General features: G+C 62.8%; 21 protein-coding genes. 16 read left to right on the top strand and 5 right to left on the bottom strand.

Annotated features, from left to right (window positions below):
- Window positions 1-53 precede the first annotated feature (53 nt).
- From lnt to FJ941_RS18105, 14 genes are all read left to right on the top strand, one after another.
- The gene (gene lnt, locus FJ941_RS18170) at window positions 54-1646 is read left to right on the top strand and encodes an apolipoprotein N-acyltransferase (RefSeq protein ID WP_140507660.1); all 1593 of its coding nucleotides are present in this window, start codon (window positions 54-56) and stop codon (window positions 1644-1646) included.
- Window positions 1647-1782: 136 nt separating this feature from the next.
- A complete protein-coding gene (locus FJ941_RS18165) occupies window positions 1783-2202 on the top strand; it encodes a helix-turn-helix transcriptional regulator (RefSeq protein ID WP_027142040.1) in 420 nt (139 codons plus the stop codon).
- A 168-nt stretch (window positions 2203-2370) separates the two neighbouring features.
- Window positions 2371-3636: a methionine adenosyltransferase gene (gene metK, locus FJ941_RS18160; RefSeq protein WP_140507658.1), complete on the top strand. Its 1266-nt coding sequence runs from the start codon at window positions 2371-2373 to the stop codon at window positions 3634-3636.
- Between the two features lie 25 nt (window positions 3637-3661).
- Window positions 3662-4363 (top strand): tRNA (guanosine(46)-N(7))-methyltransferase TrmB, encoded by a 702-nt coding sequence (locus FJ941_RS18155; RefSeq protein WP_140507657.1) that lies wholly within the window; start codon window positions 3662-3664, stop codon window positions 4361-4363.
- A gap of 353 nt (window positions 4364-4716) precedes the next feature.
- Window positions 4717-5364 (top strand): ribosome maturation factor RimP, encoded by a 648-nt coding sequence (gene rimP / locus FJ941_RS18150; protein WP_140507655.1) that lies wholly within the window; start codon window positions 4717-4719, stop codon window positions 5362-5364.
- A gap of 49 nt (window positions 5365-5413) precedes the next feature.
- Window positions 5414-7009 (top strand): transcription termination factor NusA, encoded by a 1596-nt coding sequence (gene nusA / locus FJ941_RS18145; RefSeq protein ID WP_027142036.1) that lies wholly within the window; start codon window positions 5414-5416, stop codon window positions 7007-7009.
- Window positions 7010-7047: 38 nt separating this feature from the next.
- Window positions 7048-7698 (top strand): RNA-binding protein, encoded by a 651-nt coding sequence (locus tag FJ941_RS18140; RefSeq protein ID WP_013891268.1) that lies wholly within the window; start codon window positions 7048-7050, stop codon window positions 7696-7698.
- Entirely contained in the window at window positions 7695-10277 is a 2583-nt protein-coding gene (infB, locus tag FJ941_RS18135; RefSeq protein WP_140507653.1) for a translation initiation factor IF-2, read from the top strand. Before FJ941_RS18140 ends, infB begins: the two co-directional genes overlap by 4 nt.
- 125 nt (window positions 10278-10402) lie before the next feature.
- Window positions 10403-10813: a 30S ribosome-binding factor RbfA gene (gene rbfA / locus FJ941_RS18130; protein WP_027142034.1), complete on the top strand. Its 411-nt coding sequence runs from the start codon at window positions 10403-10405 to the stop codon at window positions 10811-10813.
- Window positions 10813-11793 (top strand): tRNA pseudouridine(55) synthase TruB, encoded by a 981-nt coding sequence (gene truB, locus FJ941_RS18125; RefSeq protein ID WP_140507651.1) that lies wholly within the window; start codon window positions 10813-10815, stop codon window positions 11791-11793. The genes rbfA and truB overlap by 1 nt, the downstream gene beginning before the upstream one ends.
- 44 nt (window positions 11794-11837) lie before the next feature.
- A complete protein-coding gene (gene corA / locus FJ941_RS18120; RefSeq protein WP_140507649.1) occupies window positions 11838-12932 on the top strand; it encodes a magnesium/cobalt transporter CorA in 1095 nt (364 codons plus the stop codon).
- 181 nt (window positions 12933-13113) lie between these two features.
- Window positions 13114-13383: a 30S ribosomal protein S15 gene (rpsO, locus tag FJ941_RS18115; RefSeq protein WP_027142030.1), complete on the top strand. Its 270-nt coding sequence runs from the start codon at window positions 13114-13116 to the stop codon at window positions 13381-13383.
- A gap of 279 nt (window positions 13384-13662) precedes the next feature.
- A complete protein-coding gene (pnp, locus tag FJ941_RS18110) occupies window positions 13663-15810 on the top strand; it encodes a polyribonucleotide nucleotidyltransferase (protein ID WP_027142029.1) in 2148 nt (715 codons plus the stop codon).
- A 68-nt stretch (window positions 15811-15878) separates the two neighbouring features.
- Entirely contained in the window at window positions 15879-16889 is a 1011-nt protein-coding gene (locus FJ941_RS18105; RefSeq protein ID WP_140507647.1) for a class I SAM-dependent methyltransferase, read from the top strand.
- A 17-nt stretch (window positions 16890-16906) separates the two neighbouring features.
- On the opposite strand, the gene FJ941_RS18100 is transcribed toward FJ941_RS18105, so the two are convergent.
- From FJ941_RS18100 to fabA, 4 genes are all read right to left on the bottom strand, one after another.
- The gene (locus FJ941_RS18100; protein WP_140507645.1) at window positions 16907-18451 is read right to left on the bottom strand and encodes a bifunctional diguanylate cyclase/phosphodiesterase; all 1545 of its coding nucleotides are present in this window, start codon (window positions 18449-18451) and stop codon (window positions 16907-16909) included.
- A 125-nt stretch (window positions 18452-18576) separates the two neighbouring features.
- Window positions 18577-19389 carry an enoyl-ACP reductase FabI gene (gene fabI, locus FJ941_RS18095; RefSeq protein WP_027142026.1) on the bottom strand — a complete coding sequence of 271 codons (813 nt, stop codon included), beginning with the start codon at window positions 19387-19389 and terminating at the stop codon, window positions 18577-18579.
- Window positions 19390-19421: 32 nt separating this feature from the next.
- On the bottom strand, window positions 19422-20642 hold the full coding sequence (fabB, locus tag FJ941_RS18090; protein ID WP_027142025.1) for a beta-ketoacyl-ACP synthase I: 1221 nt from the start codon (window positions 20640-20642) through the stop codon (window positions 19422-19424).
- Between the two features lie 49 nt (window positions 20643-20691).
- Window positions 20692-21210 (bottom strand): 3-hydroxyacyl-[acyl-carrier-protein] dehydratase FabA, encoded by a 519-nt coding sequence (gene fabA, locus FJ941_RS18085; RefSeq protein ID WP_027142024.1) that lies wholly within the window; start codon window positions 21208-21210, stop codon window positions 20692-20694.
- A gap of 242 nt (window positions 21211-21452) precedes the next feature.
- Between fabA and irrA the strand changes: the two genes are divergently transcribed.
- Together irrA and FJ941_RS18075 are read left to right on the top strand one after the other, a co-directional pair.
- Window positions 21453-21884 (top strand): iron response transcriptional regulator IrrA, encoded by a 432-nt coding sequence (gene irrA / locus FJ941_RS18080; protein WP_027142023.1) that lies wholly within the window; start codon window positions 21453-21455, stop codon window positions 21882-21884.
- Between the two features lie 118 nt (window positions 21885-22002).
- On the top strand, window positions 22003-22383 hold the full coding sequence (locus FJ941_RS18075) for a DUF4260 domain-containing protein (RefSeq protein WP_140507643.1): 381 nt from the start codon (window positions 22003-22005) through the stop codon (window positions 22381-22383).
- Here the strand turns inward: FJ941_RS18075 and FJ941_RS18070 are convergent.
- Window positions 22373-22933, bottom strand: coding sequence for an SH3 domain-containing protein (locus FJ941_RS18070; RefSeq protein ID WP_027142021.1), 561 nt, complete (start codon window positions 22931-22933; stop codon window positions 22373-22375). The two genes, FJ941_RS18075 and FJ941_RS18070, sit on opposite strands and share 11 nt — an antisense overlap.
- Between the last annotated feature and the right edge of the window lie 90 nt (window positions 22934-23023).

The raw sequence follows: 23023 nt of genomic DNA, 5'->3' as shown, positions 1-23023 counted from the left end.
AGGCCGCGGCCTGATAAATCTTGCGTCCTGATTCTCGCGACTCGGAAGTATTCATGGTGCGCCTTGCCGGTCGGATAATTCTGCTCTGGGGCTGGCGCCGCGCGCTGGTGGCCTTTTTCGCCGGAGCGCTGGCGGTGCTGGGCCAGGCGCCCTACGATTTCTTCGCCGCCTGTTTCATTTCGTTTCCGGTGCTGGTCTGGCTGCTCGACGGCGCGACTGGCGAAGCCTCCGGCAGCCTGTTGCGCCGCCTGCGGCCGGCCTTCGCCGTCGGCTGGTGGTTCGGCTTCGGCTATTTCCTCGCCGGCCTCTGGTGGATCGGCTCGGCGCTGCTGGTCGAGGCCGACGACTTTGCCTGGGCGCTTCCCTTCGCTGTGGTTGGCATTCCTTTCGCGCTCGCATTCTTCTATGGCTTCGCAACGATGGTCGCCCGGCTCCTGTGGAGCAGCGATATCGGCCGTATCGCCGCCCTTGCCTTCGGTTTTGCGCTGGCGGAGTGGCTGCGCGGCTTCCTGTTCACCGGTTTTCCCTGGAATGCCGTCGGTTACGCGGCGATGCCGGTACCTATTTTAATGCAGAGCGTCTCGGTAACCGGCATGACCGGCATGAACGCGCTCGCGGCCTTCCTTTTCGCACTGCCGGCGCTGCTGGCGACGCGCCGGCATCTTCGGCTAGGCGCCACGCTGTTTGTCATACTCGCCGCACTCCATGTCGGCTTTGGCTATGTCAGGCTCACGGCCCCCGAAAAGCCGGCGACGCGCAGTCTCGATGTCCGCATCGTCCAGCCGGCCGTCGACCTGTCGGAAAAGTGGGACGCCTCGGTGCGCGACCGCATCTTCGCCACCTTGCTGGGCCTGTCCGCCAAGGCTCCGGACCCAGGTCACGAAAAACCGCAACTGATTCTCTGGCCGGAAACCTCGGTGCCGTTCCTTTTCACCGAGCGCCCCGATGCCTTGACGGCGCTGGGCGACATGCTGGGCGACGGCCAGATGCTGATCGCCGGCGTCGTGCGTGAAGAGGGCGGCTCGGCCGCCAGCGCCGAGAGCCGCTACTACAACTCCGTTGTGGCGATCAACGACAAGGGCGAAATCGCCGATGCCGTGGACAAGGTCCATCTGGTGCCGTTCGGCGAATACCTGCCTTTTGCCGACCTGCTCGGCCGTTTCGGCATCGAACAGCTCGTCGCCGGGCCGCTGACGTTCACGGCCGGCAACGAGCGCCATCCCATCGCGCTGCCGGGCGGCATTCGTGCCCTGCCATTTATCTGTTATGAGGTGATCTTTCCCGATCTGGTGGCAGTTGACGCAACGTCAGCGCAGCTTATTGTGAACGTTACCAATGATGCGTGGTTCGGCGACACGCCGGGACCGTATCAGCATTTCAGGCAGGCCCAGATTCGCGCGGTGGAGAACGGATTGCCCTTGTTGCGTGCTGCCAACAACGGCATCTCGGCCGTTGTCGACACGCATGGCCGCGTCGTCGATGCGCTGGCGATCGACGCGCGCGGGGTCATCGATGTGAAGGTGCCTGTTTCCGAACAGACGGTGATTTCGCCCAACCAGCGGCGCATTAACGCAATGCTGATCATGTTGCTGTTTGCGCTGGTAGGGCTGCTGTTGAACGTAAGGCAAAAGCTACGGGTGAATTGACAGTTGGCACATTAGAAACTCATACTGTACGGCCTGAAAATTTCTCGAAGCCGGTGGATCGTTCTGTTGGGGCAGTCGCCTCCGGCTTTGTTTGGGCAGGAAAAACACAAAGCCGAAAAAATTCGGCGAGGAAAAAATGACAGAAGAAAACAAGAAGAAACCCAATCCCATCGATATTCACGTTGGAAGTCGGGTTCGGCTTCGCCGCAATATGCTCGGAATGAGCCAGGAAAAGCTGGGCGAGAATCTCGGCATCACGTTTCAGCAAATCCAGAAATATGAAAAGGGCACCAATCGCGTCGGTGCCAGCCGTCTGCAGGCGATAGCTTCGATACTCGGCGTGCCCGTCGCCTTCTTTTTCGAGGATGCGCCGGGTCAGGAGTTGACGGCCAATCGCGGCTTCGCCGAGGATAGCTCGATGGCTTTCGCGGTCGAATTCTGCGGCAGTCCCGAAGGGCTTCAGCTCAACCGGGCCTTTGTCAAGATCGCCGACGTCAAGGTGCGCCGCAGGATCATAGACTTGGTGAAATCGCTCGCCGAGGGCGATCTCGACTGATCGGCGATGCGCTTCGCACCGGCGGCGTGCACCGCCGGTGGCACAAGATATCGCTTCCGACATTCAGGCCAGACCCGCGGCAACGCTTGACGAGCAGCGCTTTGCCCCGCTAACACGTGGCGCGCCAAAATCGGCAGCCTGCCGATCGTTTTTCAAGAGGGGACACCCGTGACGCGGCAGAACTACTTCTTTACCTCGGAATCCGTTGCCGAGGGCCATCCCGACAAAGTCTGTGATAGGATCTCCGACGAAATTGTCGATCTGGTCTATCGTGAAGCCAAGAAGACCGGCATGGACCCGTGGAAAGTCCGTGTCGCCTGCGAGACGCTAGCGACCACCAACCGTGTCGTCATCGCCGGCGAGGTGCGCGTTCCCGAGACACTCTTGAAGAAGGACAAAGCCGGCAACGTCCTCAAGGACGCCGCGGGCCATCCGGTCGTCAATCCGGCGAAGTTCAAATCCGTCGCCCGCAAGGCGATCCGCGAGATCGGCTACGAGCAGGCCGGCTTCCACTGGAAGACGGCCAAGATCGAGGTCCTGCTGCATGGCCAGTCGCCTGATATCGGCCAGGGCGTGGACAACGCCGCCGACCGTCAGGGCGAGGAAGGTGCCGGCGACCAGGGCATCATGTTCGGCTATGCCTGCCGCGAGACGCCGGACCTGATGCCGGCGCCGATCTACTACAGCCACAAGATCCTTGAGCTTCTGGCCGCCGCCCGTCACGAAAACAACGGCGAGGCTGGCAAGCTCGGGCCGGACGCCAAGAGCCAGGTCACAGTCCGCTATGTCGACGGCAAGGCCGCGGAGGCGACGCAGATCGTGCTGTCGACCCAGCATCTCGATTCGAGCTGGGATTCCAAGAAGGTCCGCAAGGTCGTGGAACCCTATATCCGCGAGGCATTGGGTGACCTCAAGATCGCTGACGACTGCATGTGGTACATCAACCCGACCGGCAAGTTCGTCATTGGCGGTCCGGACGGCGATGCCGGCCTGACCGGCCGCAAGATCATCGTCGACACCTATGGCGGCGCGGCTCCTCATGGCGGCGGCGCCTTCTCCGGCAAGGACACCACCAAGGTCGACCGGTCGGCCGCCTATGCGGCGCGCTACCTGGCCAAGAACGTCGTGGCGGCGAAGCTCGCCGACCGCTGCACCATCCAGCTTTCCTATGCCATCGGCGTCGCCCAGCCGCTGTCGGTCTATGTCGACCTGCACGGCACCGGCAAGGTCGATGAGGCAAAGCTCGAGGACGCGCTGCGCACCGTGATGGACCTGTCGCCGTCAGGCATTCGCCGTCATCTCGATCTCAACAAGCCGATCTACGCCAAGACGTCGTCTTACGGCCATTTTGGCCGCAAGGCCGGCCGTGACGGTTCTTTCTCCTGGGAAAAGACCGATCTCGCCAAGGCGCTCAAGGATGCTGTCGCGGCCTGATCGCCACGACAGACCACGCGACCTGATGAGCCAGCAAGACAGGCCAAGCCGTACGACCGAAGCCTTCTTCGGCCGTCGGCGCGGCAAGCCCGTTCGTCCGCAGCAGGCGGCGGCCCTGGAAAGCGGCCTCGGCGCCTACCGGCTCGATCTGACGGCTGAAGCGCCGTCGGAATTGCGAACCTTGTTCAAAACCGAGGTTTCGGAGGTTCGGCTCGAGATCGGCTTTGGTGGCGGCGAACATCTTCTGCATCGCGCGACCGAGGCGCCGACGATCGGCTTCATCGGCGTAGAACCCTTCGTCAACGGCATGGCCAAGATGATGATGGCGGTGCGGGCAGCGCCGCTGGCCAATCTCAGGGTCTACGACGACGACGCCACCCAGTTGCTTGACTGGCTGCCGCCGGCCTCGCTCGACGGCATCGACCTTCTCTATCCCGATCCCTGGCCGAAGAAGAAGCACTGGAAGCGGCGTTTCGTCAGCCCGGTCAATCTCGACCGTTTCGCGCGCGTCCTGAAGCCGGGCTCGAAATTCCGCTTTGCGTCGGATATCGACACTTATGTGAACTGGACCTTGCTGCATTGCCGGGCGCATGGCGCCTTCACATGGCAGGCGGATGAGGCGGCGGACTGGCATCGCTCCTATGAGGGCTGGCCCGGCACGCGCTACGAGGCCAAGGCCATTCGCGAGGGTCGCCGGCCGGCCTATCTTACCTTCATCAGGACGTAAGCCCGCCCGACCGGCAACGGCTGCGGCAACTGCCGGGAGCCGGGATCATCGATAAATCGCCGCGATCCCAGCGGCTCAATACATCCCGAACTTCTGCATTCTCCGGCCCTGTAGCCATGCTGTCCGTGCCATTCCCAGCTCCATTGGCTGGGGATGAAAACCGGACAACTCATGTGCTACCTAATCCGGACAACTCATGTGCTTACGACAGGCCGGCACTGCGGGCTTGAAACACCAGCCCGGATCGTTTATATCGACCTCAAATTCTTGGTCGGGATGACGAAGAGTGGGTCCACCCGGTCCCGCTCTTTTTTATTACCTGCCGATAGGTCGAAACGAACAACAGGCAATTGATGACTGCAACGGCAAGCGAAGGCGACGACCGCATCATCCGCGAAAGCGGCATCGATGCGCGCATTGCGCTGATCGTCCAGCCGGTGCTGCGCGGCATCGGTTTTCGCCTCGTGCGCGTGCATCTGTCCGGCCAGAACGGGCTGACGCTGCAGATCATGGCCGAGCGTGAGGACGGCACCATGACCGTCGAGGATTGCGAAGAGGTCAGCCGCGCGGTGTCGCCGGCGCTCGACGTCGATGATCCGATCGAAAAGGGATATCATCTCGAAGTTTCCTCGCCCGGCATCGACCGGCCCTTGGTGCGCAAATCGGATTTCGTGACCTGGACCGGTCATCTGGTGAAGATGGAGACATCGGTCGTCGTCGCTGACCGCAAGCGTTTCAAGGGCAAGATCGCCGAGGCCGGTGAGAACGACGTGCTGATCGAGCGCGACAAGGCGGCCTATGGTGAGGAGCCGACGGTGCGCGTGCCCTATGACACCATTGCCGATGTCCGGCTGATCCTGACCGACGACCTCATTCGCGAAGCGTTGTCGAAGGACAACAGGGCGCGCAAGGAAGCCAAGAGACGCCGCGGTGAACCGGACGACGATGTGTCCGAGGGTGCGGAACCGGACGCCACGGAAGAACACGAACAGGAAATTTGATTGAGCTGCCGGGCGCAAAGGTCCGGCGAACAGGCTCGGGAGAAAGAACATGGTTGTAAGCGCCAACAGACTTGAACTGCTGCAGATTGCCGATGCGGTCGCGCGTGAAAAGTCGATCGACAAGTCGATCGTCATCGCCGCCATGGCCGATGCGATCCAGAAGGCGGCACGCTCGCGTTATGGCCAGGAGACCAACATCCGCGCCGACATCAACCCGAACACCGGCGAGATGAAGCTGCAGCGGCTGATGGAGGTGGTCGAGAAAGTGGACGACTACGCCACCCAGATCGCCATTTCTTCGGCCCGTGAGCGTAATCCCGATGCCCAGCTCGGCGATTTCATCGCCGAACAGCTGCCGCCGATGGATTTCGGCCGTATCGCCGCCCAGTCGGCCAAGCAGGTCATCGTGCAGAAGGTGCGCGAGGCCGAACGCGACCGCCAGTATGATGAGTACAAGGACCGTATCGGTGAGATCGTCAACGGCACCGTCAAGCGCGTCGAGTACGGCAACGTCATCGTCGATCTCGGCCGTGGCGAGGCGATCATCCGCCGCGACGAGCTGATCCCACGCGAAAACTACAAATACGGCGATCGCGTCCGTGCCTATGTCTACGACGTGCGCCGCGAGCAGCGCGGCCCGCAGATCTTCCTGTCGCGCACCCATCCGCAGTTCATGGCCAAGCTCTTCACCATGGAAGTGCCGGAGATCTATGACGGCATCATCGAGATCAAGTCGGTCGCCCGCGACCCGGGCTCGCGCGCCAAGATCGCCGTCATCTCGCGTGATAGCTCGATCGACCCGGTCGGCGCCTGCGTCGGTATGCGCGGCAGCCGCGTCCAAGCCGTCGTCGGCGAATTGCAGGGCGAGAAGATCGACATCATTCCGTGGTCGCCTTCGGCCGCCTCCTTCATCGTCAACGCATTGCAGCCGGCGGAAGTCGCCAAAGTCGTGCTCGACGAGGATGCGGAGCGCATCGAAGTGGTGGTTCCCGACGATCAGCTGTCGCTGGCCATCGGCCGCCGCGGCCAGAACGTGCGCCTTGCCTCGCAGCTCACCGGCTGGGACATCGACATCCTGACCGAGGCCGAGGAATCCGAGCGCCGCCAGAAGGAATTCGTCGAGCGCTCGGCGCTGTTCATGGAAGCGCTCGATGTCGACGAGATGGTCGGCCAGGTGCTGGCTTCCGAAGGCTTCACCAGCGTCGAGGAAGTCGCCTATGTCGATGCCGGCGAGATCGCCTCGATCGACGGTTTCGATGAGGATACCGCCTCTGAAATCCAGACCCGCGCCCGCGAGTATCTGGAGAAGATTGAGGCCGAGCACGACGAGAAGCGCAAGGCGCTGGGCGTTTCGGATGATCTGCGCGAAATCCCCGGCGTCACCACCGCCATGATGGTGACGCTCGGCGAGGACGGCGTGAAGACGATCGAGGATTTCGCCGGCTATGCCGCCGACGACCTCACCGGCTGGAAGGAACGCAAGGACGGCGAGACCAAGGTCTATCCCGGCGTGCTGGCCAATCACGGCGTTTCGCGCGCCGATGCCGAGCAGATGGTTCTGGCCGCTCGCCTCAAGGCCGGCTGGATCACCGAAGACGAGCTTGCGGCCGAAGAAGAAACGGCTGACGAAGCCGTTGGTGCGTGAGGTGAAACCGCATCGCACACAACCCGCCCTTGGACGAGATGAACGATCGCACCTGCATCGTCACCCGAAAACAGGCCGAACCGGATGAACTGATCCGGTTCGTCGTCGGCCCGGATTCGGCCGTCGTTCCCGATCTCAAGAGAAATCTACCCGGCCGTGGTTGCTGGGTGAGTGCCGACCGCCTACATATCGAGAAGGCGGCGGCCAAGAACCTTTTTGCCCGCGCCTTTAAGGCACAGGTGGTCGTGCCGCCCGATCTCGGTGGCATGGTCGACGGGTTGCTCTCCAGATCCGCTCTGGGCATGCTGGGCCTTGCCCGCAAGGCAGGCGCGATTTCGCTCGGTGCTACCAAAGTCGAGAGCGCGGTGCGCGGTGGGCTGGCGCTTTTCGTGCTCCACGCCACCGAAGCGTCCGACGATGGCGTACGCAAGATCAGTCAGGCGCGGCGGGCGACCGTCCATATCGGCGGCCCTTCCATCCTTGCCTACAAACTTTTCTCCGAGGCCGAGTTGAGCTTGGCATTGGGGGGTACAAATGTGATACATGCTGCCGTCCTCGCGGGAGACGCGGGTAAGGCGGTCCAGAAGCGCATGGTTGCGCTCGACCGATATCGGGGCGGAACCCCGGACGATCTTGCAATGCTTGCGGCCGTTGCTGACGAAGATGATGCCGCAGAGGATATGGAATGAGCGATACGAAATCGGGCGACGACAAGACGTTGAGTGTTACACCGAAGAAGACCTTGACGCTGAAGCGCCCCGGCATGGAACAGGGCACTGTGCGCCAGAACTTCTCGCACGGCCGTACCAAGTCGGTCGTGGTCGAGACCAAGAAGCGCAAGTTCTCGCTGCCCGGCGACAAGCCGGAGCCGGCTGCGGCTCCGCCTGCGCCCGCGCCCGTCTTCACGCCGAAGCCGGCAGTCGTGGCGGCACCTGTCGTGCAGGAAGCGCCCAAGGCACCGCCCCCGCCGCGGCCTCCGGTCGAGCGCAGCGGCATGGTGCTGAACGAATTGTCGCGCAGCGAAATGGAAGCGCGCCGCAAGGCGCTCGAGGGCTCGAAGGTCCGCGAGGTCGAAGACCGTCAGCGCGCAGCCGACGAGGCCAAGCGCCGCGCCGAGGACGAAGAGCGCCGCAAGCGCGAACGCGAGGACTCCGCACGCCGCCAGGCCGAGGAAGAGGCCCGGTTGCAGACCGAGGCCGAATCGCGCCGTCGCGCCGAGGAAGAAGCACGCCGCCGCGCACCGCAAGCCGCTGAGTTGGCGACCGCCGACGAGGAGGAAGGGGCCAAGCCGAAGCGGGCGACCGCCGGTGCACCGGTGCGCCGCCTGGTCACGCCCGAAGTGGCACGCCCGGCCAAACCCACCAAGAGCGAGGAAGACCGCCGCCGTGGCAAGCTGACACTGAATTCCGCGTTGTCCGACGAGGATGCGCGGGCCCGTTCGCTGTCGTCGATGCGTCGCCGCCAGGAAAAATTCAAGCGCGCGATGCACAATGAGCCGCGCGAGAAGGTCATGCGCGAAGTGATCCTGCCCGAAACCATCACCATCCAGGAATTGGCGCAGCGCATGTCCGAGCGTGCTGTCGACCTCGTCAAGTACTTCATGAAGCAGGGCCAGATTCTGAAGCCGGGCGACGTCATCGACGCCGATACGGCCGAGCTGGTGGCTACCGAATTCGGCCACACGGTCCGCCGCGTCGCCGAGTCCGATATCGAGGAAGGCCTGTTCAACATCGCCGATCGTCCGGAAGACCTCGTGTCGCGTCCGCCGGTCGTCACCATCATGGGCCACGTCGACCACGGCAAGACGTCGCTGCTCGATGCGATCCGCAACGCCAATGTCGTTTCCGGGGAGGCCGGCGGCATCACCCAGCATATCGGCGCCTATCAGGTCGAGAAGAACGGTCAGAAGATCACCTTCATCGACACGCCCGGCCACGCCGCTTTCACGGCGATGCGCGCCCGTGGCGCCCAGGCCACCGACATCGCCATCCTGGTGGTGGCGGCCGACGACAGCGTCATGCCGCAGACGATCGAATCGATCAGCCATGCCAAGGCTGCCGGCGTTCCGATCATCGTGGCGATCAACAAGATCGACAAGCATGATGCCGATCCGCAGAAAGTGCGCTCGGAACTCTTGCGTCATGAAGTCTTCGTCGAATCGATGGGCGGTGAAGTGCTGGACGTCGAGGTGTCGGCGACCAAGGGCACCAATCTCGACAAGTTGCTCGAAGCGATCCTGCTGCAGGCCGAAATCCTCGACCTCAAGGCCAACCCCGACCGCACCGCCGAGGGTGTCGTCATCGAAGCGCAGCTCGACAAGGGCCGTGGTCCCGTCGCCACCGTGCTGGTGCAGACCGGCACCTTGATGCCGGGCGACATCCTTGTCGCCGGCAACGAATGGGGTCGCGTGCGCGCGCTGGTCAACGATCGCGGCGATCAGATCAAGGAAGCGCCGCCGGCAATGCCGGTCGAGGTGCTCGGCCTTCAGGGAACCCCGCAGGCCGGCGACCGCTTCGCCGTGGTCAACAACGAAGCCCGTGCCCGCGAGATCACCGAATATCGCCAGCGTCTGGCGCGCGAGAAGGCGGTGGCCAGGCATGCCGGCCAGCGCGGCTCGCTCGAACAGATGATGTCGCAGCTGCAGACGAGCGGGTTGAAGGAATTCCCGCTGGTCATCAAGGGCGACGTGCAGGGTTCGATCGAAGCGATCAATGCTGCCCTGGACAAGCTCGGCACCGATGAAGTGCGTGCGCGCATCGTTCATTCCGGCGCCGGCGCCATCACCGAAAGCGACGTCTCGCTGGCGGAAACATCGGGCGCGGCGATCATCGGCTTCAACGTGCGCGCCAATGTGCAGGCGCGTGCCGCGGCCGCGGCCGCGGGCATCGAGATCCGCTACTACTCGATCATCTACAACCTGGTGGATGATGTGAAAGCGGCTCTGTCGGGCCTGTTGTCGCCGGAGCGTCGCGAGACCTTCATCGGCAATGCCGAGATCCTCGAAATCTTCGACATCACCAAGGTCGGCAAGATCGCCGGCTGCCGTGTCACCGAAGGCAAGGTCGAACGTGGCGCGGGCGTACGCCTGATCCGCGACAACGTCGTCATCCACGAAGGCACGCTGAAGACCCTGAAGCGCTTCAAGGAGGAGGTTTCGGAAGTCCCTGGCGGCCAGGAGTGCGGTATGGCCTTCCAGAACTACGAGGACATGCGCGTCGGCGACGTCATCGAGTGCTTCCGCGTCGAGATGGTGACCCGCACACTCTGAGTTCGAGTGGCTCGTCGATACCGGGCGGTGGTCGAAAGACCGCCGCCTCGGTGCTATTGAGAATGACCGTTTGAGACATGCGGCACGGTCCCATCCCGCGCCTCACGCTTTCAGGATTGAGAAAAATGCCCCGTTCCACGACATCAAGTCCATCCCAGCGCATGCTGCGCGTCGGCGAGCAGGTGCGCCATGCGCTCTCCGAAACTCTGCAGCGTGGCGAGATCATCGACCCGTTGATTGAAAACTCGGTTGTTTCGGTCTCCGAAGTGCGCATGTCGCCCGATCTCAAGATCGCCACCGCCTTTGTTTCTCCGCTCGGCGCCAAGGACGCCGACGCGGTGATCGAGGCGCTGAACAAGCATGCCAAGTTCGTGCGCGGCCGCGTCTCCGGCGCGCTCAGGCAGATGAAGTACATGCCGGAATTCCGCTTCCGGCTGGATACGTCCTTCGACAATTTCGCCAGGATCAACGATCTGCTGAAATCGCCCGAAGTGGCGCGCGATCTGGATAGCGACGACAATAAGGAAGAAGAATAATGGCGCGTCGCGGCAAGAAAAAGGGCCGGCCGGTCTCCGGCTGGGTGGTCCTGGACAAGCCGGTCGGCATGGGCTCGACCGAGGCCGTGTCCAAGATCAAATGGCTGTTCCAGGCCGAAAAGGCCGGCCATGCCGGCACGCTCGACCCTCTTGCCTCCGGCATGCTGCCGATCGCGCTAGGCGAAGCCACCAAGACCGTGCCCTACGTGCAGGACGGCGCCAAGGTCTATCGTTTCACCGTTGCCTGGGGCGATGAGCGTTCCACCGACGATCTTGAAGGGCCGGTGACGAAGAGCTCCGAGCTGCGTCCGGCGGAAGCCGAGGTGCGGGCGCTGCTGCCGAAATACACCGGCGTCATCATGCAGACGCCGCCGCAATTCTCGGCCATCAAGATTGCGGGCGAGCGCGCCTACGACCTCGCCCGCGAAGGCGGGACGGTCGACATACCCGCGCGCGAGATCGAGATCGGCCGGCTCGATATTGTCGAGCATAAGCCGGACCAGACGATTTTCGAAGTCGAATGCGGCAAGGGCACGTATGTGCGTTCGCTGGCCCGCGACATGGGCCGCGACCTCGGCTGCTTCGGCCATATCAGCGAGCTGCGCCGGGTCGAGGTTGAGCCGTTCACGCCGGAGGACTTCGTCACCATCGCCGAACTCGAGGCCGCCCGCTTCGGCGCGCAAGGCGAGGACAAATCGGACCCAGAGGCAGATTCTGCTGGCGCGGTGGAAGTGCCGATCGACTTCGGCGCCATTGACGGGCTTCTCGTCGACACGTCAGCGGCGCTCGACTGTCTGCCGCAGATCGCCATCAGCGATGACGCGGCGACAAAGATCCGCCTCGGCAATCCGGTCATCATCCGTGGCCGTGACGCACCGGTGGAGGCGGAAGAGGCCTGCGCGACGTCACGTGGCAAGCTGGTCGCCATCGGCGCCATCGAGCAAGGCATGTTCAAGCCCAAGCGGGTCTTTGCCGGGTGATGCCACACATCTAATGTCGGTGCGACATCGCGGCAGGGGGCTCCATGGCAAAGGCTGACACGGTCAAGAAGCGCGCGCCGGTGAAGACGAGGCGGCCGCCTGTCGGCGCCTCGCCGGGCACATTGATCGCCGATCCAGCGGCGCGGCGCTCCGAATTGCGGCTGACCCTGATCTCGCCGCAGAAGTTCAAGACGATCGACAATGCCAGCATCGACGATGTCGGGGCCAATTGCCGGAAATGGCCGGTCATCTGGCTTGACTGCACCGGCCTCGCCAACATCCAGTTGATCGAGGAGATCGGCCGCATCTTCAGCCTGCATCCGCTGGCGCTGGAGGATGTCGTCAATACCGGCCAGCGGCCGAAAGTCGACTTCTTCGAGGATCACGCCTTCGTCGTCATGCGCATGATCGACGATGTCACGTCGCATCGCTACGAACAGATCGCTCTCTTCCTCGGCGAGAACTTCGTCGTCACCTTCCAGGAACGCGAGGGCGATCCGTTTAATCCGGTGCGCAAGCGCATCGAGAGTTCGGCGCCCAACCGGTTGCGCACACGCGGCGCCGACTATCTCGCCTACGCGCTGATCGACGCCATCGTCGACAGCTATTTTCCGCCGATCGAGGCTGCCGGCGACCTTGTCGACAGCATCGAGGACCAGATGTTGCATTCGACGCACAAGCACCAAATGCGGCAGTTGCACGAATTGCGGCGCGATGCCAACGTCCTGAAAGGCGTGCTGTGGCCCATGCGCGATGCGCTGGCCACCCTGATCCGTAACGACGTGGCCTATGTCGGAGCCGAGACCAAGGTCTTCCTCAACGACACGCTCGACCATTCGCTCAGGCTGATTGAACTGGTCGAGACCCAGCGCGACATGCTGACCGGCCTGATCGAAATGCACTTGTCGCTGAGCCAGGCCCGCACCAACGACGTCATCTCCTATCTCACCATCGTCTCGGTCATCTTCATGCCGCTCACCTTCCTAGTTGGCATCTGGGGCATGAATTTCGACCCCGCGAGCTCGCCATGGAACATGCCGGAGCTGAAGGCGTACTACGGATATCCGTTGTCGCTGCTGTTCATGGCTGCCGTCGCTGTCGGGCTGATTGCATTCTTCAAATGGAAGAAACGGCTTTGACTGGGATTAAACCTGCCATTTGAGCGTCAAAAGCCGGCTTGTGAATTGGGCTGGTGTTTTTCGGGAAATTGCACTATATGCGCCGCAGCATAGCGCCTTGACGCCTTGCATGCACGGCCCCTGCTGGACGACATCCCGGCTGTGGGCGACCCGTTTCCTCAAACAGATAAGGAAAAACACGATGTCGATTACTGCCGAGCGCAAACAGGAATTGATGGGTGAATTCGCAACCGCCAAGGGCGATACCGGTTCTCCGGAAGTCCAGGTAGCCATCCTTTCCGAGCGCATCAAGAACCTGACCGACCATTTCAAGGACCACAAGAAGGATAACCATTCCCGCCGTGGTCTGCTCGCTCTCGTGTCCCAGCGCCGCAGCCTGCTTGATTATCTCAAGCGTAAGGACGACACGCGCTATCAGACACTGATCGAGAAGCTCGGTCTGCGCCGTTGACGAATTGACCGGCGGACTTTCCCAGGGAAGTCCGCCGGTCACGCATTCTGCCAGTCGTATCGGCTGGCCAGACCCGGTTTCGAGCGTGCAGAGGGCCACTCGAAACCGCCCATGGACGGTCATGGGGCAGGATTGCAGGACGCTCGTGCGCGCTCGTCGCGCTTAAATCATCCGAGCTTCCCGTTGTCTTGCCCGTGGCTGCCCGAGAAAGGAAGCCAGGGAAAGGGCATCCGCGCACCGTGAAACGGCGCGCCCCTTTCCGCTTATTAAGGACAAGACATGTTCAATCACCACAAAGTAGAAATCGAATGGGGCGGCCGTCCGCTCATCCTGGAAACCGGCAAGATCGCGCGCCAGGCTGACGGCGCGGTGCTCGCCACCTACGGCGAGACCAAGGTTCTCGCCACCGTCGTTTCGATGAAGGAGCCGAAGCCCGGCCTCGACTTCTTTCCGCTGACCGTCAACTACCAGGAAAAGACCTATGCCGCCGGCAAGATCCCGGGCGGCTATTTCAAGCGCGAAGGCCGTCCGAGCGAAAAGGAAACGCTGGTTTCCCGACTCATCGACCGCCCGATCCGCCCGCTCTTCGCCGCCGGCTACAAGAACGACACCCAGATCGTCGTCACCGTCGTCCAGCATGACCTCGAAAACGATCCGGACATCCTGTCGATTGTTGCCACCTCGGCCGCTCTGACGCTCTCCGGCGTTCCGTTCATGGGCCCGGTCGGCGGCGCCCGCGTCGGTTACATCAACGGCGAATATGTGCTGAACCCGCATGTCGACGAGATGCAGGAATCCAAGCTCGACCTCGTTGTCGCCGGCACCGCCGACGCCGTGCTGATGGTCGAGTCGGAAGCCAGGGAACTTGGCGAAGAGCTGATGCTCGGCGCCGTCATGTTCGGCCACAAGGGTTTCCAGCCGGTCATCGACGCCATCATCAAGCTGGCCGAAGTTGCCGCCAAGGAGCCGCGCGACTTCACCGCGCCGGATTATTCCGCGCTTGAGGCCGCGATGCTGAAGATCGTCGGCGACGAGCTCAGCGATGCCTACAAGAACGTCGACAAGCAGAAGCGTTATGCCGCCGTCGACGCCGTCAAGGCGAAGGTCAAGGCAGCGTTTGCCCCCGCCGAAGGCGAAGACGCCAAGTACACCTCCGAACAGATCGGCTCGGTGTTCAAGGAGCTCCAGGCCAAGGTCGTGCGCTGGAACATTCTCGACACCGGCTCGCGCATCGATGGCCGCGACCTCAAGACCGTGCGCAAGATCGTCTCCGAAGTCGGCGTCCTGCCGCGCACCCACGGCTCGGCGCTGTTCACCCGCGGCGAGACCCAGGCGCTGGTCGTTGCCACGCTCGGCACCGGCGAGGACGAACAGTATGTCGATTCCTTGACCGGCATGTACAAGGAGAAGTTCCTCCTTCACTACAACTTCCCTCCCTACTCAGTCGGTGAGACCGGCCGCATGGGGTCGCCCGGCCGCCGCGAAATCGGTCACGGCAAGCTCGCCTGGCGCGCCATCCGTCCGATGCTGCCGAGCGCTGACCAGTTCCCCTACACGCTGCGCGTCGTCTCGGAGATCACCGAGTCTAATGGTTCGTCGTCGATGGCTACCGTCTGCGGTACCTCGCTGGCGCTGATGGATGCCGGCGTGCCGCTGGCCAAGCCGGTTGCCGGCATCGCCATGGGCCTGATCAAGGAAGGCGAGCGCTTCGCCGTGCTCTCCGACATCCTTGGCGACGAGGATCATCTCGGCGACATGGACTTCAAGGTTGCCGGCACCGAAGGCGGCATCACCTCGCTGCAGATGGACATCAAGATCGATGGCATCACCGAAGAGATCATGAAGATCGCTCTCGGCCAGGCCAAGGACGGCCGCCTGCATATCCTCGGCGAGATGGCCCATGCTCTGACCGGCGCCCGCCCCGAACTCGGCGAGTTCGCGCCGCGCATCGAGGTCATGCACATCCCGACCGACAAGATCCGCGACGTCATCGGTTCGGGCGGCAAGGTCATCCGCGAGATCGTCGAGAAGACCGGCGCCAAGATCAACATCGAGGACGACGGCACGGTCAAGATCGCTTCCTCGAACGCCAAGGAGATCGAGGCGGCGAAGAAGTGGATTCACACCATCGTTGCCGAACCGGAAGTCGGCGAAATCTACGAAGGCACCGTCGTCAAGACCGCCGACTTCGGCGCCTTCGTCAACTTCTTCGGTCCGCGTGATGGCCTCGTCCACATCTCGCAGCTTGCCAACGACCGGGTCGCCAAGACCTCGGACGTCGTCAAGGAAGGCGACAAGGTCTGGGTCAAGCTGATGGGCTTCGACGAGCGCGGCAAGGTCCGCCTGTCGATGAAAGTCGTCGACCAGGCCACCGGCAAGGAAATCGCGCGCGAGAAGAAGACAGAAGGCGAAGAAGACGCCGCCTGAGCGATCTGACGGCAAATGAGGCGGGCGCGGCTTAGGTCGCGCCCGTTTTTTGTTTATGGAGCACGGCTATGTCCGCTGAAGCGCTGAAGACGCTTTTCCATCCGTTCGCTGCCGAGGCTCTTTCCCCACCGCGCAAGGGCGAGCACATCCTCTTCATTGGCGCCGAACCTGGCCTGCGCTTGCCGCCGGCTTTCGAGGCTACGATGCATCTCGTACAGGGCTTCCGGCCGTATTTCCGTGCGTTGCAGGCGGCGGGCTTCACGGTCACGCCGCAATCGACCGGCGACCGTTTTGATGCCGCGCTCGTGCTCGCCGGCCGCCATCGCGGTCAGAACGAACTGCGCATCGCCGAGGCTTTCGAACGCGTGGATGAGGGTGGATTGATCGTCATTGCCGGTGGCAAGGAGGATGGCATCGCCAGTCTGCGCAAGCGCGTCGGCGATCTCGCGCCGCTTGATGGCCACATGCCGAAATATCACGGCATTGCCTTCTGGCTGCGCCGCCCGGCCGGCACGCAAGCCGCCGCCGCGCTACGCGCTGCCAATCCCGCCTTGCTGGTTGGCGAGCGGTTCCACACCGCACCCGGCATGTTCTCCTTCGATCGCGTCGATGCCGGTTCGAAACTGCTGGTCGAGAACTTGCCCGGCGATCTGCGTGGCAGTGCGGCTGATTTCTGCGCCGGCTGGGGCTACGTGGCGGCGGAGATGGCTGCCCGCTCGCCGGGCTTGTCGGCCCTCGATCTTTACGAGGCCGATTTCGATGCGCTTGAGGCGGCCAGGGGCAATCTCGGCAACACCGTGGCGCAGGGCTTCTTCTGGATGGATCTGCTCGCCGAGCCTGTCGAGCGCCGTTACGACGTCATCGCCATGAACCCGCCCTTCCATCGCAGCCGTGCGGCGGAGCCGGAGATTGGTGCCGGCATGATCCGCGCGGCAGCCAAGGCCCTGAAGCCCGGTGGACGCCTGTTCATGGTGGCCAATCGGCAGCTTCCTTACGAGCCGGTGCTGTCGGCCGCCTTTGCCAGTCATGCGGAGCTTGCCCGCGACGGCATGTTCAAGGTGTTTGTCGCGCGCAGGTAATGCGGAGCGGGGGGTTATCAATGCAGGTTGGCGACGCGCCTCATGTCGTCGGCGACATGCCCGTCGCCAACGCTGATCTTGAGCGGTGCTGGCCGGCCGAACAGGTAGCCCTGCACCACCTCGCAGCCGGCGGCCCGCAGCAGCGTCGCCTGGCTTTCGGTCTCGACGCCTTCGGCGATGATGCTGACGCCGAGCGCCCGCGACAACCCGACAATGGTCGACACGACCGCGCCGGAGCTGGCATCGGTATCGATGCGGCTGACGAAGGACCGGTCGATCTTCAGCTTGCCGAACGAGAAGTCGATCAGATAGCTGAGATTGGAATAGCCGGTGCCGAAATCATCGACGGCGACCGAGATTCCCATCTCGGCAAGTTCTTTCAAGATGATGGCCGCGCGGTCGCGGTCCTGCATCATCGCCGTCTCGGTGACTTCCAGTTCCAGCCGTGACGGCTTGATGCCGGTGGCCCGCATCGTGTCGCGCACAATGCCGACGAAGTCCTTGGTCATGAACTGGACCGGCGAGATGTTGACGGCGACGAAACAGTCGTCAGGCAGATGGCGGGCATCGCTGCAGGCCTTGCGCAGAACCCATTCGCCGATCGGGTTGATCATGCCGGTCTCCTCGGCGATCTGGATGAACTCCATCGGCGGGATCATGCCGCGTTCGGGATGCTTCCAGCGGATCAATGCCTCGTAGCCGACGATGCGGCCGGTCGGGAGGTCGAGCTGCGGCTGATAGTGCAGGTCGAAATCGCCGCGTTCAAAGGCGCTATGCAGCTCGGATTCGACCCATTGGCGATGGTCGGCCACGCGTCCCATCTCGCTGTCGAAGACCGACCAGTTGCCAACGCCGCCGGCACGCGCATTTTGCAGCGCCAGATTGGAGCGCCGCAGGATAAGGACCGGATCGATACCGTCCTTGGGCATCGCCACGATGCCGACCGACAGGCTCACCGATTGCTGGTGGCTGCCGAGTTCATACGGCTCCATCATCTCGTCGATGAGCCTCTCGACCATGCTTTCCAGGGTTCCCTGGATCAGATGGTCCGGGAGCAGCACTGCGAACTCGCCGGCCCCGATGCGGCCGATCAGGGCGCGCGCGGGCACGCAGTCGTGCAGCCGCCTGGTGAAGGCGCGGATCAGTTCATCGCCCTGGGTGTAGCCGATAGCGTCGTTGATCTGCTTGAACCGGTCAATGTCGATGTCGATCAGGAACACCGGTTCCCCGGTGCGGCTTGTCGCGCATGCCGCCTCGGCGATCTTGCCGACCATGGCCGAGCGCGCCAGCAGTCCGGTCAGCTTGTCGAAATGGGTTTCGTTGAAGACGAAATCGGCCGATTCATCGATGCCGGCGAAGAAGGACATTGCCGCCACCGATGCCGCCAGCGCGCAAAGCGCGGCCATCACCGAGACCATCATATCAGCCGATATGCCGGCAAACCCGTCGCCGAGGCCGTGCTTCAGGCCCCAGATGCCGAGGACGAAACTGCCAATGCCCGAACTTGCTATCGTGAGCAGTCGGAACACGGGTGTTCGCTTCGGGTTGCTGATGCCAGGCATGAGAAGGTCCCCAGATGGGGAGCTCTATAGCGGAAATCCTCTTAAAATGAGTTTCCGCGAATGAATCCAATTTTACTGGAGAGGATTATTTTCTTTACTGGCAAAGGACGCCGCTTGGGGACGCTTCAGTCACGCCCGCCATCCGTCTGCTTCAACTCATCGAGTGTCGGCATCGAGACGATATGATAGCCGGAATCGACATAGTGGATCTCGCCGGTGACACCGGAAGCAAGGTCGGACAGGAGATAGAGCGAGGAGCCGCCGACCTCGTCGATCGTCACCGTCCGGCGCAACGGCGAGTTGCGCTGCTGGTAGGAGAACATGTGGCGCGCGTCAGAAATGCCGGCGCCGGCCAGTGTGCGCACCGGACCGGCCGAGATGCCGTTGACCCGGATGCCGCGTGGGCCGTAGTCGTTGGCGAGATAGCGCACGCTGGCCTCGAGCCCAGCCTTGGCGACCCCCATGACATTGTAGTTCGGCATGACGCGGACCGAGCCGGCATAAGTCAGCGTGATCATCGAGCCGCCGGCAGTCATCAGCGGCGCGGCGTTGCGCGCCACTTCGGTGAAGGAATAGCAGGAGATCACCATGGTGCGGACGAAATTGTCCCGGCTGGTGTCGGCATAGAGGCCTTTCAATTCGTTCTTGTCTGAAAAGCCGATGGCATGGACGACGAAGTCCAGTCCGCCCCACGCCTTGCCGAGCGTCTCGAACGTGGCGGCGACCGAAGCGCTGTCCTCGACGTCGCAGGGAACGACCAGCGAAGCGCCGAGCTTGTCGGCGAGCGGCTTGACGCGGCGGCCGAAAGCCTCGCCCTGATAGGTGAAGGCGAGTTCCGCCCCATGTTCGGACAATTTCCGGGCGATGCCCCAAGCAATCGAATGATCGTTGGCCACACCCATGACAAGCCCACGCTTGCCCTTCATCAATCCGTCCATGGCCGGCAAATCCTTATATAAAAAACTTGGCCTTATGCGGAATAGCGCTGGAAAACGAGCGTTGCGTTGGTGCCGCCGAAACCGAAGGAATTCGACAGAACGGTGTCGATCCCTGCGTTGTCGATGCGCTTGCGCACGATCGGCATGCCCTCGAATTCCGGATCGAGCGTCTCGATATGGGCGCTTTCGCCGATGAAGCCGCCTTGCATCATCAGGATCGAATAGATGGATTCCTGCACGCCTGCCGCGCCCAGCGAATGGCCGGTCAGCGACTTCGTCGACGTGATGAACGGCATCTTCTCGCCGAACACTTCACGGATCGCGCCCATTTCCTTGGAATCCCCGACCGGCGTCGAGGTGCCGTGGGTGTTGATGTAGTCGACCGGCGTGGAAACCGTCGCCAGCGCCTGGCGCATGCAGCGGACCGCGCCTTCGCCCGAGGGCGCGACCATGTCGAAACCGTCCGAGGTCGCGCCATAGCCGACGATCTCTGCGTAGATCTTGGCGCCGCGCGCCTTGGCATGTTCCAACTCTTCCAGCACCAGCACGCCGGCGCCGCCGGCAATGACGAAGCCGTCGCGATTGGCGTCATAGGCGCGCGATGCGGTCGAGGCCCTGTCGTTGAACTTCGATGACATGGCGCCCATGGCGTCGAACAGGTCCGACATCGTCCAGTCGAGATCCTCGTGGCCGCCGGCAAAGACCATGTCCTGCTTGCCCCACTGGATCAGCTCGTAACCATTGCCGATGCAATGCGCCGAGGTCGAGCAGGCCGAGGAGATCGAATAGTTGACGCCATGGATTTTGAACCACGTGGCCAGCGTCGCCGACGCGGTCGACGACATCGCCTTCGGCACCGCGAAGGGACCGATACGCTTGGGACTGCCGTTCTTGAGCGTGGTTTCGGCCGCCTCGACGATGGTGCGGGTGGAGGGGCCGCCCGAACCCATGACGATGCCGGTGCGCTCATTGGTGATGTCGCTCTCGCCGAGACCGGCATCCGCGATCGCCTGGTCCATGGCGACGTGATTCCAGGCCGCGCCCTGGCTCAGGAAGCGCATCGCGCGGCGGTCGATCATGGCGGAAGGGTCGAGCGTCGGCGCGCCCCAGACCTGGCAGCGGAAGCCATGCTCGGCAAAGGAATCGGAAAAGCTGATGCCGGATCTGGCATCATGCAGCGAGGTCTGCACCTCGTTGGCATTGTTGCCTATCGACGACACGATGCCGAGGCCTGTGACTACGACACGTCTCATTCGCAACTCCTTCCAGGGATGCTGGCCAATGGGCGGGCCAGGGCTGCGGTCAAGCGACCGCCGACTGCTTTGACAGGCCGACCTTCAGGTCCGTCGCCGCATATATGGGCTCGCCATCCGCCTTCATCCAGCCATCAGCGATGCCGAGCACCAGCCGGCCGCGCATCACACGCTTGAAATCCACGCCATACTCGACCTTCTTGACCGATGGCGTGACCATGCCCTTGAACTTGACCTCTCCGGTCGACAGCGCCATTCCCCTGCCGGGTTCGCCAAGCCAGCCGAGGTAAAAACCCGTCAATTGCCACAGGGCGTCCAGGCCGAGACACCCAGGCATGATCGGATTGCCGATGAAATGACAGGCAAAGAACCACAGGTCGGGCTTGATATCGAATTCCGCGCGGATGAAACCCTTATCGAAGGCGCCGCCGGTCTCGCTGACCTCGGTGATACGATCGAACATCAGCATCGGCGGGTAGGGCAGCTGGGCATTGCCCTCTCCGAACAGCTCGCCGCGGGCGCAGGCCAGCAATTCTTCGTAGTCGTAGCTGGATTTCGAACCCGCCATCAATTTCGTCCCCATATCGTCCGGGCGGTAGCGTGCCCTTGTCGTTGGTGTCCTAACACAATCTGTTTCAGGCCGGAAACCGGCGTTTGCGCTTAACCCGCCAGTCCGCCCGGGTCAATGCGCGCTATTGATCGCATTCGGGCGACAGAATATATGTCAACAGGGGTCCGGTTTCGGCAAACATTCATCTTTTTGCCATTCTGGGCGTGTCTTGAAGCGGGACTGTGAGCTTGGAAGACCAGATGGACCGGGGCTGCCGGAAGGAAAATGTCGCTGTGGACAAGCGGGTACGTGAAGCCGGCCTGAGGCCGACGCGTCAGCGCATTGCGCTGGCCGACCTGCTTTTCGCCAAGGGCGACCGCCATCTGTCGGCTGAGGAACTGCACGAGGAGGCGCAGGCCGCCGGCGTGCCGGTGTCGCTGGCCACCGTCTACAACGCGCTTCACCAGTTTACCCAGGCGGGGCTGCTGCGCATCCTCGCCGTCGAGGGTTCCAAGACCTATTTCGACACCAATACCTCCGACCACCACCATTTCTATATCGAAGGCGAAAACAGGATATTCGACATCGCCAACGGCCCGGTCACGGTCACCAATCTGCCGGACCCTCCCGAAGGCATGGAAATCGCCAATGTCGATATCGTGGTGAGGCTGCGTCCCAAGCGTCCGGAATGACCGGCGAGGCCGGAATAATGGGCCAGGCCAGGGTAATCAGCCACGCCGGAACAATCGGTCTGGCCCGAATAATCGGTCTGGCCCGAATAATCGGTCTGGCCCGAATAATCGGTCTGGGATGAAGCCCCTCGATTGGATAGTCCGGCTCGAATGGGCTGTCGTGGCGGCGGTTGCGGTCGTCTTCTATGGCGCGACAGGCGTCTCCTGGTGGCGCTTAGCGTTGCTCATCCTGGCGCCGGACCTCTCGATGCTGGGTTATCTCGGTGGCCTGCGCATCGGCGCCATCGCCTACAACGCCTTGCACACCCTGATCGTACCGGTGCTTCTGCTGCTTGCTGGGCATCTCGCCGGCAGTGCGGTCGGCAGCGCCATCGCACTGATCTGGATCGGCCATATCGCGATCGACCGTGCACTGGGTTACGGCTTGAAGCTGTCGACAGGATTTCAGGACACCCATCTTGGCCCCATCGGGCGCAAACGCGAGACGTTCAGTCCTTGACCCGCTCACCCGGATAAGCGCCCCAGACGACCGACTGGGCAAGCCAGCCGGTGTGGCCGTCGAGCGTCATTTCGCACCACTGGCCGTCGCAGGACTTGATCATGCCCATCACGCCGGGTTCGACAATCGCCACCACCCTGGCATCCTTGTCGGGACCTTTCAGAAGATTGATCTGGCCGCCCTTGCCGCGCTGCCAGGGCGCGATGATCGCTGTGCGCCGGCCCGAAAGCAGCGACTGGTTGATCCATCCTTCCGAGCCGTCGGCGTCGCGCACCCGCCGCCACGTATCGAACTCCTGGATGATCTCCATCGGCAGGCCAGCCTTCATATACATCCAGTCGACGGAATAGTTGGCGCCGGGGCCGACGCGCGAGTTGACGCGGCCGGATTTCAGGCTGACGAATCGCGGCAGCGGCAGCCCGCTCGGTCCGAGCGTGATGGCGCTCTGGGCTGGGGCGGCCGCGCTCTGCGCGCCGGCAAGCGGAGAATAGAGGAGAGCGCCGAGAAATGCTGCGCTGAGGGCCAGGCGAAGCGACGCGAAACCAGACACTTTCGTTCCTTTCGGCGCCGGCCCGACGGCTGCGGCACCCCTTTTTCTTTGTCTTCGGCGGCACCGCTTGTTACATGGGTAAATCGGCTA

The organism is Mesorhizobium sp. B2-3-13 (genome assembly GCF_006442195.1).
Classification (GTDB): Bacteria; Pseudomonadota; Alphaproteobacteria; order Rhizobiales; family Rhizobiaceae; genus Mesorhizobium; species Mesorhizobium salmacidum.
Note: the sequence above shows the minus strand (reverse complement) of the source record. Positions and strands in the feature narration are given on the sequence as shown.

Bases quoted from the DNA above. Each gene is read 5' to 3' on its own strand.
- lnt (WP_140507660.1), top strand. From the start codon at position 54: ATGGTGCGCCTTGCCGGTCGGATAATTCTGCTCTGGGGCTGGCGCCGC.
- FJ941_RS18165 (WP_027142040.1), top strand. From the start codon at position 1,783: ATGACAGAAGAAAACAAGAAGAAACCCAATCCCATCGATATTCACGTT.
- FJ941_RS18155 (WP_140507657.1), top strand. From the start codon at position 3,662: ATGAGCCAGCAAGACAGGCCAAGCCGTACGACCGAAGCCTTCTTCGGC.
- rimP (WP_140507655.1), top strand. From the start codon at position 4,717: ATGACTGCAACGGCAAGCGAAGGCGACGACCGCATCATCCGCGAAAGC.
- nusA (WP_027142036.1), top strand. From the start codon at position 5,414: ATGGTTGTAAGCGCCAACAGACTTGAACTGCTGCAGATTGCCGATGCG.
- FJ941_RS18140 (WP_013891268.1), top strand. From the start codon at position 7,048: ATGAACGATCGCACCTGCATCGTCACCCGAAAACAGGCCGAACCGGAT.
- infB (WP_140507653.1), top strand. From the start codon at position 7,695: ATGAGCGATACGAAATCGGGCGACGACAAGACGTTGAGTGTTACACCG.
- rbfA (WP_027142034.1), top strand. From the start codon at position 10,403: ATGCCCCGTTCCACGACATCAAGTCCATCCCAGCGCATGCTGCGCGTC.
- truB (WP_140507651.1), top strand. From the start codon at position 10,813: ATGGCGCGTCGCGGCAAGAAAAAGGGCCGGCCGGTCTCCGGCTGGGTG.
- corA (WP_140507649.1), top strand. From the start codon at position 11,838: ATGGCAAAGGCTGACACGGTCAAGAAGCGCGCGCCGGTGAAGACGAGG.
- rpsO (WP_027142030.1), top strand. From the start codon at position 13,114: ATGTCGATTACTGCCGAGCGCAAACAGGAATTGATGGGTGAATTCGCA.
- pnp (WP_027142029.1), top strand. From the start codon at position 13,663: ATGTTCAATCACCACAAAGTAGAAATCGAATGGGGCGGCCGTCCGCTC.
- FJ941_RS18105 (WP_140507647.1), top strand. From the start codon at position 15,879: ATGTCCGCTGAAGCGCTGAAGACGCTTTTCCATCCGTTCGCTGCCGAG.
- FJ941_RS18100 (WP_140507645.1), bottom strand. From the start codon at position 18,451: ATGCCTGGCATCAGCAACCCGAAGCGAACACCCGTGTTCCGACTGCTC.
- fabI (WP_027142026.1), bottom strand. From the start codon at position 19,389: ATGGACGGATTGATGAAGGGCAAGCGTGGGCTTGTCATGGGTGTGGCC.
- fabB (WP_027142025.1), bottom strand. From the start codon at position 20,642: ATGAGACGTGTCGTAGTCACAGGCCTCGGCATCGTGTCGTCGATAGGC.
- fabA (WP_027142024.1), bottom strand. From the start codon at position 21,210: ATGGCGGGTTCGAAATCCAGCTACGACTACGAAGAATTGCTGGCCTGC.
- irrA (WP_027142023.1), top strand. From the start codon at position 21,453: ATGGACCGGGGCTGCCGGAAGGAAAATGTCGCTGTGGACAAGCGGGTA.
- FJ941_RS18075 (WP_140507643.1), top strand. From the start codon at position 22,003: ATGAAGCCCCTCGATTGGATAGTCCGGCTCGAATGGGCTGTCGTGGCG.